The organism is Gordonia sp. Z-3 (assembly GCF_036233855.1).
In the GTDB taxonomy this organism is placed as follows: domain Bacteria; phylum Actinomycetota; class Actinomycetes; order Mycobacteriales; family Mycobacteriaceae; genus Gordonia; species Gordonia tangerina.
On the sequence record NZ_JAZARS010000018.1, the window covers coordinates 14,307 to 28,866 of the forward strand.

Annotated in this window: 14 protein-coding genes, 1 tRNA gene and 1 pseudogene; 10 read left to right on the top strand and 6 right to left on the bottom strand. The window is 65.2% G+C overall.

Annotated elements, in window-relative coordinates; genetic code table 11:
* Positions 1 to 6 precede the first annotated feature (6 nt).
* The 9 genes and pseudogenes from nuoL (at position 7) to VX037_RS19150 (ending at position 10,707) form a co-directional block, all read left to right on the top strand.
* Positions 7 to 1,911 (top strand): NADH-quinone oxidoreductase subunit L, encoded by a 1,905-nt coding sequence (nuoL, locus tag VX037_RS19110; RefSeq protein WP_287016554.1) that lies wholly within the window; start codon positions 7 to 9, stop codon positions 1,909 to 1,911.
* On the top strand, positions 1,908 to 3,533 hold the full coding sequence (locus tag VX037_RS19115) for an NADH-quinone oxidoreductase subunit M (protein WP_287016553.1): 1,626 nt from the start codon (positions 1,908 to 1,910) through the stop codon (positions 3,531 to 3,533). Before nuoL ends, VX037_RS19115 begins: the two co-directional genes overlap by 4 nt.
* Positions 3,533 to 5,221, top strand: a complete 1,689-nt coding sequence (gene nuoN / locus VX037_RS19120; protein ID WP_328715475.1) for an NADH-quinone oxidoreductase subunit NuoN — start codon at positions 3,533 to 3,535, stop codon at positions 5,219 to 5,221. Before VX037_RS19115 ends, nuoN begins: the two co-directional genes overlap by 1 nt.
* A 659-nt stretch (positions 5,222 to 5,880) precedes the next feature.
* Entirely contained in the window at positions 5,881 to 6,693 is an 813-nt protein-coding gene (locus tag VX037_RS19125) for a hypothetical protein (RefSeq protein ID WP_328715476.1), read from the top strand.
* 69 nt (positions 6,694 to 6,762) lie between these two features.
* Entirely contained in the window at positions 6,763 to 7,383 is a 621-nt protein-coding gene (locus VX037_RS19130; RefSeq protein ID WP_328715477.1) for an NYN domain-containing protein, read from the top strand.
* 78 nt (positions 7,384 to 7,461) lie between these two features.
* A pseudogene (locus tag VX037_RS19135) lies at positions 7,462 to 7,908 on the top strand (proton-conducting transporter transmembrane domain-containing protein); the annotation flags it as partial.
* 47 nt (positions 7,909 to 7,955) lie between these two features.
* Positions 7,956 to 8,723 (top strand): hypothetical protein, encoded by a 768-nt coding sequence (locus VX037_RS19140; protein WP_328715478.1) that lies wholly within the window; start codon positions 7,956 to 7,958, stop codon positions 8,721 to 8,723.
* Entirely contained in the window at positions 8,720 to 9,295 is a 576-nt protein-coding gene (locus VX037_RS19145; protein WP_287016551.1) for an nSTAND1 domain-containing NTPase, read from the top strand. Before VX037_RS19140 ends, VX037_RS19145 begins: the two co-directional genes overlap by 4 nt.
* 311 nt (positions 9,296 to 9,606) lie before the next feature.
* A complete protein-coding gene (locus VX037_RS19150) occupies positions 9,607 to 10,707 on the top strand; it encodes a Fic family protein (RefSeq protein WP_328715480.1) in 1,101 nt (366 codons plus the stop codon).
* 141 nt (positions 10,708 to 10,848) lie between these two features.
* Here the strand turns inward: VX037_RS19150 and VX037_RS19155 are convergent.
* From VX037_RS19155 to VX037_RS19175, 5 genes are all read right to left on the bottom strand, one after another.
* Positions 10,849 to 10,936 (bottom strand) — tRNA-Ser (locus tag VX037_RS19155).
* 63 nt (positions 10,937 to 10,999) lie between these two features.
* A complete protein-coding gene (locus VX037_RS19160) occupies positions 11,000 to 11,212 on the bottom strand; it encodes a CsbD family protein (protein ID WP_328715482.1) in 213 nt (70 codons plus the stop codon).
* Between the two features lie 100 nt (positions 11,213 to 11,312).
* Positions 11,313 to 11,591 carry a hypothetical protein gene (locus VX037_RS19165; RefSeq protein WP_328715483.1) on the bottom strand — a complete coding sequence of 93 codons (279 nt, stop codon included), beginning with the start codon at positions 11,589 to 11,591 and terminating at the stop codon, positions 11,313 to 11,315.
* Positions 11,592 to 11,719: 128 nt separating this feature from the next.
* Entirely contained in the window at positions 11,720 to 12,154 is a 435-nt protein-coding gene (locus VX037_RS19170; protein WP_287016562.1) for a nucleoside deaminase, read from the bottom strand.
* 44 nt (positions 12,155 to 12,198) lie between these two features.
* On the bottom strand, positions 12,199 to 12,744 hold the full coding sequence (locus VX037_RS19175; RefSeq protein WP_328715484.1) for a tRNA adenosine deaminase-associated protein: 546 nt from the start codon (positions 12,742 to 12,744) through the stop codon (positions 12,199 to 12,201).
* Positions 12,745 to 12,887: 143 nt separating this feature from the next.
* On the opposite strand from VX037_RS19175, the gene VX037_RS19180 reads away from it, so the two are divergent.
* Positions 12,888 to 13,859, top strand: coding sequence for a prephenate dehydrogenase (locus tag VX037_RS19180; protein WP_328715486.1), 972 nt, complete (start codon positions 12,888 to 12,890; stop codon positions 13,857 to 13,859).
* Positions 13,860 to 13,867: 8 nt separating this feature from the next.
* On the opposite strand, the gene VX037_RS19185 is transcribed toward VX037_RS19180, so the two are convergent.
* Positions 13,868 to 14,491 (bottom strand): putative glycolipid-binding domain-containing protein, encoded by a 624-nt coding sequence (locus VX037_RS19185; protein WP_287016546.1) that lies wholly within the window; start codon positions 14,489 to 14,491, stop codon positions 13,868 to 13,870.
* Positions 14,492 to 14,560 lie beyond the last annotated feature (69 nt).

A 14,560-nucleotide genomic window follows, 5' to 3' on the forward strand; every position in this document is an offset into this window, starting at 1 on the left:
GTGCCGGTGAGCTCCCAGACGACCGCCGACCTGCTCTGGCTGGTGCCCGCACTTCCGCTGATCGGCGCAGCGATTCTGTTGCTCGGCGGCCGACGCACCGACCGTTGGGGCCACCTGCTCGGTACCGGACTCGCGCTGGCGTCGTTCGTGGCGGGACTGATCATGTTTGTCGGCATGCTCGGCCGTGGCGCCGATGATCGTGCCGCGCACCAGATCCTGTTCAGCTGGATACCCGTGGGTCAGCTGCAGGTTGACTTCGGACTGCAACTCGACCAGCTGTCGATGTGCTTTGTGTTGCTGATCACCGGGGTCGGATCGCTGATCCACATCTACTCGATCGGCTACATGGCCGACGACCCGGATCGTCGCCGATTCTTCGCCTACCTCAATCTGTTTCTCGCCGCGATGCTGCTGCTGGTATTGGCCGACAACTATCTCGGCCTCTATCTCGGCTGGGAAGGCGTCGGGCTCGCATCGTATCTGTTGATCGGGTTCTGGCAGTACAAGCCGACCGCGGCGACCGCGGCCAAGAAGGCATTCGTGGTCAACCGCGTCGGCGACATCGGCCTCGCGGTCGCGCTGATGATCATGTTCGCCACCGTCGGTGCGGTGAGTTTCGAGGCGGTGTTCGCCGGCGCCGGACAGGTCGGCGAGAACGTGGTCACCGCACTCGGATTCATGCTGCTGCTGGCCGCTTGCGGAAAGTCGGCGCAGGTCCCGTTGCAGTCGTGGCTCGGCGACGCGATGGAAGGCCCCACCCCGGTGTCGGCGCTGATCCACGCCGCCACCATGGTGACCGCAGGCGTCTACCTGATCGCGCGCTCCAACCCCATCTTCGATCTCGCGCCCGCCGCACAGGCGGGCGTGGCCGTGGTCGGCGCGGTGACGTTGCTGTTCGGCGCGATCATCGGCTGCGCCAAGGATGACATCAAGAAGGCACTCGCGGCGTCGACGATGAGCCAGATCGGCTACATGGTGCTGGCGACCGGACTCGGCCCGGCCGGATACGCCTTCGCCATCATGCATCTGCTCACCCACGGCTTCTTCAAGGCCGGATTGTTCCTGGGCGCCGGGTCGGTGATGCACGCCATGGACGACGAGACCGACATGCGCCGCTTCGGCGGGCTGCGCACCCTGATGCCGATCACCTTCGCCACCTTCGGGGTCGGCTACCTCGCGATCATCGGCGTGCCACCGTTCTCCGGCTTCTTCTCCAAGGACCCGATCATCGAGGCAGCCTTCGCGTCCGGCGGCGTCGGCGGCTGGCTCCTGGGTGGTGCTGCGCTCCTCGGCGCCGGAATCACCGCCTTCTACATGACCCGGGTCATGATCCTGACGTTCTTCGGCGAGCGACGATGGGCCGACGATCCGCCCCCGCATCCGCACGAATCCCCCGGGGTGATGACCGGCCCGATGATCCTGATCGGCATCGGTTCGGTGGCCGCCGGCGCCGCCTTGGCGTGGGGTGACTCGCTGGTGCACTGGCTCGAACCCGTGGTCGGCGAAGAGCATCACGAGCTCACGGTGCCGGCTTGGGTGGTGACGGCGACCATCCTCGCCGTGGTGGCCGTCGGCATCGGCCTGGCCTGGCGGCAGTACGCGATGCGCCCGGTGATCGTACCGGCCCCCGATGATGTCGGGCCCCTGACCGTCGCCGCGCGACATGATCTCTACGGCGACACCGTCAACGAACGACTGCTGATGGCGCCCGGCCAACATCTGACCGCGGGGCTCGTCGCGGTGGAGCGCGACGGTGTCGACGGCCTGACCACCGGCGTGGGAACCACGATCGCCCGGGCGTCACAACGAATACGGTCCTGGCAGAACGGCTACGTGCGTTCCTACGCGCTGTCGATGTTCGCCGGCGCCACCGCGATCCTCGCACTGGTGATGGTGGTGAATGTGCTGTGAACATCCCCTGGTTGACCATCCTCTGGCTCCTGCCGGCCCTCGGCGGGGTGGCGGCGCTCGCCGTGCCGAACACCCGCCCCGACCTCGCCAAGTGGTGGGCCCTGGCGGTCTCGCTGGCCACGTTCGGGGTGGCCCTCGGACTGACAGTCGGCTTCGACGCCGACGGCGCGCGATACCAGTTCGTGGAGGACCTGCGCTGGATTCCGGCCATCGGCACGCGCTATGCGTTGGGCCTCGACGGCATCGGGTTGGTGCTGGTCCTGCTGACCACGGTGCTGCTGCCCATCCTCATCCTCGCGGGCTGGCACGACGCCGACCATTCCGGGTCACTGGATCATGCGGGTGGGCGCAGACAGAAGGGGCCGCACATCTATCTGGCCCTGATGTTGTCGGTCGAGGCGATGGTGCTGATGAGCTTCGTCGCCCTCGACATCCTGCTGTTCTACATCTTCTTCGAGGCGATGCTGATCCCGATGTACTTCCTCATCGGCGGATTCGGGATTCGGCAAGGGGTGGATCGGGCCCGCGCTGCGGTGAAGTTCCTGTTGTACAACCTGTTCGGCGGGTTGATCATGTTGGCCGCGGTCATCGGCCTGTACGTGGTGACCGCGCGATCCGGGCTCGGCAGCGACGGGGCGGGCACCTTCGATCTACGGGTCATCGTCGACGCGGTGTCCGCCGGAGAACTCGACGCCGGCACCGGTCTGGTCCGAATGCTGTTCCTCGGCTTCATGTTCGCGTTCGCAGTGAAGGCGCCGCTGTGGCCGCTGCACGGCTGGCTGCCCGATGCAGCGGTCTCCGCCACACCGGCGAGCGCGGTGTTGATGATGGCGGTGGTCGACAAGGTCGGCACCTTCGCCATGCTGCGCTACTGCCTGCAGTTGTTCCCCGACGCCGCACACTATTTCGCCCCACTGATCGCGACCCTCGCGGTGATCGGCATCGTCTACGGCGCGATCCTCGCGATCGGACAGACCGATGTGATGCGCTTGATCGCCTACACCTCGATCTCGCACTTCGGGTTCATCATCCTCGGCGTCTTCGCGCTGACCAGCCAGGGCCAGACCGGCTCCACCCTGTACATGGTCAACCACGGGATCTCCACCGCCGCATTGTTCCTGGTCGCCGGGTTCCTGGTGTCGCGGCGCGGCAGCCGACTGATCGCCGACTACGGCGGCGTGCAGAAGGTCGCGCCTGTCCTGGCCGGCACCTTCCTGGTGGCCGGACTCGCCACGCTGTCGCTTCCGGGACTGGCACCGTTCATCAGCGAGTTCCTGGTCCTCATCGGCACGTTCACCCGATACCCGGTGGCCGCCATCGCCGCCGCGAGCGCCCTGGTGTTGTCGGCGATCTACATTCTGTGGACCTACCAACGCATGATGGGTGGCCCACCGAGACCGGCATCTGCGGAAGGACCGGGAGCAGCCACCCGGCCCATGCGTGACCTCCACGGGCGGGAGCTGGCGGTGGTGACACCGCTGCTCGCACTGCTGCTGGTCTTCGGCGTCTACCCGAAGCCGTTGCTCGACATCATCGATCCGGCCGTCACACACACGATGAGCACGATCGGTGAGCAGGACCCCGCACCCACCATCGCGGTACCGACGGAGGGAGACCGCTGATGACGGTTACACAGCTCGCCCTCATCGAGGCACCCGGCGTCGCCTACGGCGCACTGTCGCCGATGCTGATCGTGTTCGGCGTCGCCGTCGTCGGTGTGCTGGTGGAAGCGTTCGCGCCCCGACGCCTGCGATACCCGACGCACCTGGTGCTGTCGCTCGGCGGTCTCGCGGCCGCCCTCGTCGCCGTCATCACGGTTGCCGTTGCCCAGACCCGCGGCGGCGGTCTCGGCGAATTCGTCATGTCCGGTGCGGTGGTCATCGACCGCCCGACGCTGTTCCTGCAGGGACTGCTGGTGCTGATCGCGATCGCCTCGGTGGCCTTCATGGCCGAGCGGCGACTGGAACGGGTGGTGGCCGCACCGGCACCGGGCCGACGGGTCAGCGACGGTCCGGGAGCCGCTGCCCAGGCCACCCTGTCGTCGGTCGACGCGGACATGTTCACCCCGTCCGGGGCGTCGGTACCCAACACCGACGCCGAGTTCGAGGCGACCCGCGCGGGTGGTCTCACCACCGAGGTGTTTCCGCTGACGTTGCTCGCGGTCGGCGGAATGATGCTGTTTCCCGCGTGCGGTGACCTGCTCACGATGTTCATCGCGCTCGAGGTGTTCTCGCTGCCGCTGTACCTGTTGTGCGGTCTGGCTCGTCGACGCCGACTGATCTCGCAGGAGGCCTCGCTCAAGTACTTTCTGCTCGGCGCGTTCGCGTCGGCGTTCTTCCTGTTCGGTGCCGCCTTCGCCTACGGGGCCACCGGATCGCTACAACTCGGGGCGATCGGCGAGGCGGTCAGTGCGGCGGCTCGCGAGCCGGCCGGCGACACCGTGCTGCCGCTGATCGCGCTGGGCCTGTTGGCGGTGGGGTTGCTGTTCAAAGTCGGCGCCGTCCCCTTCCACGCCTGGATCCCGGACGTGTATCAGGGCGCCCCCACCCCGGTCACGGCGTTCATGGCGGCCGCTACCAAGATCGCCGCGTTCGGCGCGTTGCTGCGGGTGTTCTACACGGCCTTCGGTGGTCTGCAGGATGATTGGCAGCCCGTGCTGTGGGCGGTGGCGATCGCCACCATGCTCGTCGGCGCCGTGATGGCGGTGACCCAGACCGATGTCAAACGGATGCTTGCGTATTCGTCGATCACTCATGCGGGATTCATTCTGTTGGGATTGGTGGCCTTCGACGAGGCCGGCCTGGCGGCAACGATGTTCTACCTTGCGGCGTACGCGTTCTCCACCTTCGGCGCCTTCGCCACGGTGGCGGTGGTGCGCGAGCCGGATCGCCAGTCGGGCCCGCACATGTCCGGCCGTGAGGCCACCGACATCGCACAGTGGGCCGGACTCGGCCGACGCTATCCGCTGGTCGGCGCGATGTTCTCGATGTTTCTGCTCGCCTTCGCGGGTATACCGCTGACCAGTGGCTTCATCGCGAAGTTCGACGTGTTCGCGGCCGCGGCCGGCAGCGGCGACGGCGTCCTGGTGGTGGTCGGTGTGATCAGCAGCGCCATCGCCGCCTATTTCTACATCCGGATCATCGTCGCGATGTTCTTCGCCGACGTCCCGGTGGACGCCCCGCACGTGGTGAAACCGAGTGTCCTCACCACGTCGTCGATCGCGGTGTGCACCGTGGTCACCATCGGGCTGGGGGTGTTCCCGCAGCCACTGCTGGACCTCGCGGCCCACGCGGCGCAGTTCCTGCCGTGACCAGCTCAAGAAACGACAACCGGCGTTTGCCCACGTGGAACAGCATTCAGATTCAGCACCGCAATAGTGCATATCGTTGGGTACCGAAGGCCGAGATGGAGACCAAAATCGATCTGTTTCTCCGCCAAACCCCTAGCGATCGCGCCGCCGTTCAGAAGCGCTTCAACTCCGAGATGCCGTCCTCACTCTCATCACTTCATTTTGGCAGGGGGCGTCGCGACCCGACGACTTCGAGACAGTCGCAACCACACGGTCGGTGCGCCATTGTGGACGCGACGAACACGGACGCCACGTCGACCCGGCGAAACCAGGACGGCCAATTGCCGGATAGGTCAGATGTCCGGCTCATCAAGCCGCACATACTGCGCGGGCCAAGGCGTCCTGTGTGCAGCATCTTGGGACGCCCGATACTCCTCGATTGAGGCTACCCACACCACCGGCATGTCGCGTCCGGGGACCTCAGCGCTCACCGAGATCATCGGCACCTGGTCTCCACTCGCCGTTGTGACCTGCACCCTCATGCCAGCATGAATGCTCATAACACGATCCTCAACCATGCCACTTCTCACGTAAAGAAAAATCCAGAGCAAATCCGCTTGTGGCACGCCGTTGTGGCATGTATATTTGCACCTGCCGGATCGGTTGCGAGAGGAAGTGACATGGTTGAAGAAGGGCACGGTGGCTTCAAACCGCCCTACCTGCCGTTCGCGACCTTTTGGAACTTCGTCGCCGAACTGGCCGCGCACCCCCTGCCCCCGGTAATCGACCGGTCATTGATGGGCACCAAGTCGGGGTCTGATCAGGTCAATCTCATAGCTACTCTGCGAACGTTCGGCTTGATAGACGACAGCCGCCAGGTGCAGCCTGCGTTCGTGGAGTTCGCTGCGAAGGACGAAGACACCCGCAAGCAACACCTGCGCGTCCTCGTCGAGAAGCACTATGCGGACGCCCTCTCGGTATCTTCCAGGAACGGAACAGAGCAACAGCTACACGAATGCTTCCGCGACAGGTACGGCGTCGATGGCGCTGACACCCGCCGCAAGTCAGTGACGTTCTTTCTGCACGCCGCACGGCGTGCAGAAATTCCGCTTAGTCCCCACTTCCCGAGCACGCGCACCGGTTCGGGCTCCCCTGGCCAGAAGCGTAAGAGCCCGAAGAAGCGAGCAGCCGGCGGAAGCGCAAGCCGCGACACCGGAGACGGAACGGAGCGAGCAGATCCGCAGCGCCCGAAATCTGCATACGAGACCAGGGTGCAGCTTCAAACAGGCGGCACTATGTCGTTGATGGTCGATGTCAACCCGCTCAGCCTGCGGGGCGAGGACCGCAAGTTCTTCTACGAGGTCGTCGACATGCTCGCTGACTACGTGGAGACCCACCAAAGCAACGCGATGGACGGTAGAAGCGACAAAAACGGCCCTTCCGAAGAAGGGCCGTCGGGCCGACCATCCGAAGATAGCGGCGGGGTTACATGACTACTGTAACTGATCAACAGGGGAAAGTCATTCCCCGCTTGACTCCGAGGCACGCGGGTGGTGCGTGTCGTGTCTGAGTCTCTGGCCGTCTACGTTGACGGTTTCAATCTGTATCACGGACTGCACGAAGCAAGCGCTCGCAAACATCTTTGGCTGGACCTGGGCGCGCTCGCGCAGAATCTCAGGCCACAGAGCACCCTTAGCAAGGTGATGTACTTCACCGCACCCGTCCTTAACGATCCTACGGGACTGTCAAACCAACAGGCTTACCTCGCTGCGCTCCTAGCACAGAACCCCGGGCTGATTGAAGTCGTCCAAGGGCGATACCAGTCGAAGAACAAGAATTGCAGGCGGTGCGGAAACTCGTGGACCGCGTATGAAGAGAAGGAGACTGACGTCAACATCGCTGTCAACCTCGTCGCCGACGCTGCGAAAAGGCTTACCGACGCGGCTTTGGTCATATCGGCCGACAGCGATCTGTCCCCCGGTGTGCGACTCGCGCGTCAGCTGAATCCCGACCTGTTCGTTGCCGCTGCGTTTCCACCACGACGCGTCTCCAACGAACTCAAGGCACTGATGCCTTCGTCCTTCCACATCGGAATGAAAAAGATTCGCAATAACCAGCTGCCAGCAAACGTGGTCGATGCCGCCACAGGGAAGCAGTGGACACGACCCGTGAAGTGGCACTAGCTATAGACCTACACCTTTACGTCCGATTCTGAGAAGCTCACCCGGTTCGGCAGCTATTAAAGGCCTGCCTCGCTTCGCACATTTGCGGTGGTGCGCGAGCCGGATCGTCAGTCGGGCCCGCACCTGTCCGGCCGTGAGGCCACCGACATCGCACAGTGGGCCGGACTCGGCCGACGCTATCCGCTGGTCGGCGCGATGTTCTCGATGTTTCTGCTCGCCTTCGCGGGTATACCGCTGACCAGTGGCTTCATCGCGAAGTTCGACGTGTTCGCGGCCGCGGCCGGCAGCGGCGACGGCGTCCTGGTGGTGGTCGGTGTGATCAGCAGCGCCATCGCCGCCTATTTCTACATCCGGATCATCGTCGCGATGTTCTTCGCCGACGTCCCGGTGGACGCCCCGCACGTGGTGAAACCGAGTGTCCTCACCACGTCGTCGATCGCGGTGTGCACCGTGGTCACCATCGGGCTGGGGGTCTTCCCGCAGCCACTGCTGGACCTCGCGGCCCACGCGGCGCAGTTCCTGCCGCGACCGGCGCCACGCCCCGGACCGGCCGACGCGGCTACAGTTCGGGGATGGCTTTCCTGCGTGCGGCGACCGTGGCGGCGCTGGCGTGTGTCGCGGGAATCGCCGCAGGCTGCACCACGAACGACGGGACCGCGGTACCGGCGTCGCGCACCGTGGAGACGACGGTGGTGGCGCTGACCGAGTCATCGGTCGCCGACGAACCGCCGGCGGCCTCCACGCCATCGGCACACGGATACCGGCCCACCCTGGTCCGCACCGACGGCCGCCGCGCGAGCACCACATACGATGTGCAGCTTCCCCGGATCGACGGCGGCGAATCCGCGGTGCGCGACCGGTTCAACTCCGGGATGCGCGCCGCCCTCGACGATGTGGTGACCGGCCTGACCGACACCACCGTCTCCGACGGCTCGCTGGCCGACGACGAACGCAGCCGGGTCACCACCATCACCGATGACGTGGTCGCCGGTACCGCGATCTTCACGACGGATGCACAGGGCGCCGCGCACCCGAACAACCACGTGGCCACCATCGCCATCGACGCGCACACCGCCGCGCCGATACTACTCGACGATGTCTTCCTCGACACCGATTCCGCCGCAGCAGAATTGGCCGCCGCCGTGGCGCGGATAGATCCGCGAGTCGATCCGGTCTACCCCGATATCGACAACTTCCTGAACTGGGTTCCATTGGCCAACGGTTTCCACACATATGTCCCGGTGGTCCACGCGCTGGGTGACTGGCTGCCGGTCACCGTGCCGTGGGACGAGATCTCGGCACTGCTGCGCCCGGGAATGGCTGATCAGCTCAGCGGGTGAACGCACCGACCGACGCCGACCCGCGCGCCGAGCTGGCGCGCCGCCTCGACGTCCTGTACTCCGATGCCGGTTCCCCACCGCTGAAGGCCGTCAGCGCCCGCGCCCGGGCTGTATTCGGCGACCAACTGGCGAAAACTCTGGGAACGTGCGCAGCAGGCGCGATCGTCGACACCAGCTCTGCCGGTGAGCTGTTGGTTTTGTTGGACTCGTCCGGAGCGAGGAAGTCGCCGCTGCTGCAAGCCGGCTTCGCCGCGCGGATCCGAGACGACGTCGACGTACTGCTGGTGACTCCGACCGCGGTGCCCGCCGGTCACCTCGATGCGTGGATACGGGATCGAGCCGTGGAGTCGAAGCCATATGTGCTGGCCGTCGACCAACTCGAAGAGATCTTTGTCGCGCCGTTCGACGATGCGGCCGCGGGCGCCTACCTCACGAAACTGGACGAGCTCTGCGCACCGGGCTCGGCCGGCCCAGGAGAATGCGGGCCGATATCTGCTACTCGAGCAGCCTGCGTTCTCGATCAGGCAGCGAGGTTGATCGCCACGCTCAGCAGGTCGCCGCCGAAGAGGTAGGCGTCGTTGAAGAACTGGGTGAGTCCGGTGAGCATTGGTTCGCCCTTTCGTTGATCCATCGTGTGTGCCGCGTTTCGGCACGAGAACCACAGTGGCACCGCCGGCCAGTCATCCGCCTGAACCGGACCGCATCCGACCAGCTCAGAGGGTGAGAATGAACCGTCCGGGCCGGACGGAGGCGGTGTCCGGAGCGGATCGGAGGTGGTACTGGGCGCGAGCGGCATTGCGAAAAACTCTTCACATGTTCACAAAACGTGTAAAAATCTGTCCGATATTTTTACACGTCGCTAGTCTCGTGAAAGAGTCCCAGCATGTCCTGGCAGCCTGAAGAGCCGTACAACGCACTGCCGTTACCGCCAACCCCGGACAGCCTCGAATCCCGGGCCGTACTAAAAGCCGCGATCGGCGCAAGTACTGCGCTCGCGAAACTGGACCAGGCCGCCGTGTCGATGCCTAACCCCGCCGTGCTGATCAACTCGATACCGGTCCTCGAAGCACAGGCCAGTTCTGAGATCGAGAACATCGTGACCACGACCGACGAGCTTTTTCGCCACGTTGACGACGACGGAGCGGCGTCCACCGATCCCGCTACTCGCGAAACCCTGCGCTATCGCACAGCACTACACGCCGGTTTCACTCGCACGCAGGAGCGTGGACTCACCGCCTCAACCGCGTTGACGGTATGCAGCATCATCAAGGGTCACGAGATGACGATTCGGAGCATTCCCGGAACACGGATCGCCAACCCCGCAACGGGCGAGGTCATCTATAGCCCTCCAGAAGGCCGAGACCTGATCGAGGACAAGCTGGCCGATTGGGAGCGCTTTGTTCACAACAACGATGGACTCAACCCACTTGTCCGCATGGCGGCCGCCCACTACCAGTTCGAAGCGATTCACCCCTTCTCGGACGGCAACGGCAGGACAGGACGAATCTTGAACGTGTTGATGCTGGTTGAGGCAGGGCTCCTGCGGATGCCGGTCCTGTACCTTTCGCGCTACATCATCGACACCAAGAACGACTATTACCGACTCCTGCTAGCCGTAACCTCCGAGCAAGCCTGGGAGCAGTGGGTGCTCTACATCCTGACCGGCATCGAAAGCACATCGCAGATCACGCTGCGCAAGATCGATGCCATCCACGAACTCCAGGAGAGCTTCGGGAGGCGTTCGCGCGCCACCTCCAAGGGGGCGGCACACTCAGAATTCCAGTCGCTCCTGTTCGAGCAACCGTACTGCCGAATCAACAGCGTCATGGAGCGATGCGACATCTCACGGCCTACCGCCACGAGCTGGCTCAGTGCTCTCGTGGACGCCGGCCTGCTCGAGGACCGCAGGGTGGGGCGCGACCGACTCTTCATCAATCGCGAGTTTCTGAGTGTCTTGGCTCGCGAGGAGCCTCTAGAGACTTAGCAAGAGACTTGACATGTCCGACGAACATGTCAAAAAAGCGCGAGAATTTTGACAGGTTTTCGTGACGTAGAACACACTCGATGCACCACAGCTGAGATACGAAACGGCCCCTCACCTGGATAGATGAGGGGCCGTTCGCTGCGGTGGCGGAGGGATTTGAACCCTCGGTACGGGGTTACCGCACACAGCATTTCGAGTGCTGCACCTTCGGCCGCTCGGACACGCCACCGCGGAAGACTGTACCGCAGTCGACGCCTGAGCCTAAATTGGCTGGTCAGAGCGACCTAACGCGCTAGTTGTTGCCGGTGAGCTTGTTCTTGACGTCGTCGACCTTGCCCTTGACGGCATCAGCGGCGTCGGCGACCTTCTGCTTGCCCTGGGCGATGCCCTGATCGCTCTTGCCCTCTTGCTTGAGGTCCTCGTTGTCTGTGAGGGAACCGGCAGCTTCTTTCCCGCGTCCCTTCATTTCCTCGGCCTTGTTCTTGGCGTCGTCCTCGATACCCATGAACTGCCTCCTCGGTGAGAGTCGCCGGGACCGGATGTCCCGGGCTACGAGAGCACTTACCACCGTGCCATGGAAGCTCAAACCTCTCCACGACCGCAGGTCAGTGCGAGCCCGACCCGCCGAGGCGGTCCTTGAACTCGCCTGCCTTCTCCCGGGCGAGGGCGACGGCCTCCTGGACTTTCTCGTTCTCGGCGATCTCGCCGAACTTCTCCTTCGCGGTGTCGACGGCTCCCTGGACGGTGTCGCTGGCCGCGAACTCGTCGATCCTGTCGCGGACCGTGTTCACCGCGTCGTGCACGGTGTCGCTGGCCGCGAACTCGTTGATCTTGTCCCGGACGGTGTCGACGACGTCGTTGATCTTGTCGGTCGCATCGGACATGGCCACTCCTCGGTTCGTTGGGTGGCACACACGACACCGTGCGCGCCCATGGCTCCAATCTGCCAGAGGAAGCGCGCCCATGGACCCTGATATTCACCCTGAAATCGCACTTCAGGGCGCCGCGGTACTCAGATCCGCCGGGGGTGGAAGAAATCGAGCATCAGGTCGCGGCACTGCTCTTCGAGCACCCCGCCGACGACCTCCGGCCGGTGTGCCAGCCGGGGATCGCGGACGACATCCCAGAGCGAGCCGACCGCGCCGGTCTTCGGCTCCCAGGCCCCGAACACCAGGGCCCCGATCCGCGCCATCGTGATCGCGCCGGCACACATCGTGCACGGTTCGACGGTGACGACCAGCGTGCAGCCGGACAGCCGCCAACCGTCCCCGAAGCGGCTCGCGGCGGTACGAAGCGCCAGGATCTCGGCGTGCGCGGTCGGGTCGGCGAGCTCCTCACGACGATTCGCTGCGCGCGCCAGTTCGATCCCGTCCGGGTCCAGCACCACCGCCCCGATGGGGATGTCGTCGTCGCCGGCATCGGCCGCGGCGGCGAGAGCCTCACGCATCATGGTCTCCCAGTGCGCGCGCGGCGACCCGCCACCGGATTGGCTCAATGTCCCAGCTTGTCGAGCACCTTGGACAGCTCGTCGGCGAATCCGAGACGGGCGGCGATCATCCCGATCTGTTCGTCGGCGTAGAGATCCGTGTCGCCGACGATGATGCTCATCACCGCGTCCGGCAGCCCCAGGTCGGCGAGGATCGCCAGGTCACCTTCCTCCCAGGGGTCCACATCGTCGAGTTCGTCCGGGTCGAGGTCCGGGATCTCGATGTTCATGGCGTCCAGGGCGTCGGCGGCCACGTCGTAGTCGATGCCGGCAGTCGCATCGGAGACCAACAGTCGCGGGCCCTGCGGGGTGGGCCTCAGGACGATGAAGAACTCATCGTCGACATCGAGTAGCCCGAAGACGGCGCCCGTCGCGCGCAGCGCACGAAGCTGCTTCTCGGCGTCGGCGAGATCGGACAATGCCGACGCCTTCAGCGCGGTGACCTTCCATGCGCCCTCCTCGCGCACAACGGCGACCGCGAACCCCTCGATCTCGTCGCTGACATCCTGTTTGTTGGGACCACCTGTTACACCCGCGCCGGCACCTGCCATGCAGGTCACCGTAGCCGCTAACCGCGTGCCGCCCAAGTCCTCTCCCCTCCCCCCGCACCGCGGTCCACCGCCGCACCGACCCGGACGCACCGCCAGGGTCCCGGCCGTTCCCGCCTCACCGCTGTGTGTGCGAATGTGATGAGGTGACTGCCGCGTCTGCCACCCCCTCCGCACCGAACCGGTCGATCTGCATTCTCGGACTCGGACTCATCGGGGGCTCCCTGATGCGTGCACTGCAGATCGACGGGCATCGAGTGTTCGGGTACAACCGTTCCGCCGAGACCGTCGATGCCGCGATCGCGTCCGGCCACGATGCGTCCACCGACCTGGTGTCCACACTGGAGCGCGCGGCGGTCGACGACGCCCTCCTGGTGCTCGCAACACCCGTCACCACCATCGACGAGCTGCTCACCGAGGTGGTCGCGCATGCGCCGAACTGTCTGTTGACCGATGTGATCAGTGTGAAGCGGGCGGTCGCCGACGCGGTCGCCCGCCACGCCCCGGGTGTGCGGTACGTGGGTGGGCATCCGATGGCCGGCACCAGCCGGTCCGGGTGGTCGGCGACCGACCCCGATCTGTTCCGTGATGCGATGTGGATGGTGTCGACCGAGGACGGCACCGATGCGAACGACTGGTCGGCGGTGGCGTCGTTGGCCCGCGCTGTCGGCGCGCTGGTGGTGCCGGCCGCGCCCGACGCGCATGATCGGGCCGTCGCGGCGATCTCACATCTGCCCCATCTCACCGCAGCGGCCACCGCAGCGGTGGGTGCCGGCGAGAGCGAACTGGCGTTACGCCTGGCCGCGGGCAGCTTCCGCGACGGTACGCGGGTCGCCGCGACGGCCCCGGGCTTGCAACGGGCGATGTTGGAGGCCAACCGGATAGCACTGCTGAATGTGCTCAGCGAGACCATCGACCGGCTGCTGGCCGCACGCGACGAGCTGCGCGACAACGGCACCGTGGAGATCCTGGTGGACAACGGCCACCGATCCCGACTGGCCTATGAAGCGATCGCCGGATCGGAACCGGTGCCCATCACCGGGGTAACGGTCGGCGAGCCGGGCTGGGCGCAGCAGCTACGCCGCCAGGCGCACCAGGCCCGCGTCTGGCTGGGCTGAGCCGAACATCAGACCCGGGTGGCCAGGCCCGCATAGTCGATGACGAATCCGTTGTCGTCCACCGTCATCGACGACGTCACGATCGGCGACACCACGTCGATCCCGTCGGCGGTCGGGGTGTAATGCAGGGTGGCCGGCTCCACGTTTCCGCTGGGCAGATACAGGTAGACCACGGGAACGTCGATCTCGCCGCCATCCCGGTGCAGCCCATGACGACGGATCGGCAGGGCGTTGAACATCGGAGACAACGCGAGGTCGATGTCCTCGGCACCATTGAAGTCGCTGCGCTGCGTGCCGTCGGTGGTCTGGACCAACCAGTTGTGCTCACCGTCACGGGTGATCGCCATCTGTGTTTCGCCGCTCGCTCGCACCAAATGCAGCGACAGACGTTTGGTGACGCCGCTGTCGTTGGTGACGAGTTCGTAGGACGCCGAGAACGCCTCGTGGGCGTCGGTGGCTGCGGCGATGATGCGGCCGTAGGCCTTGATCCGGGCGCCGTTGACCAACAGGCGCACCTGTTCGAGCCGGTCAGCGCCCTCGCCGCGCCAGGTGACCATCGTCTTGAGGTCGGGCGCCGTCGACGAGCCGCCCGACCCGGCGGTGTTCTCGGAAGCAGTTTGCGAAGCACTCACGGATCTACGGTAGCGACCTGGGCACCGGCGTACACACTCGATGGGCAGGCTGACGCCCTGATCGGTGAC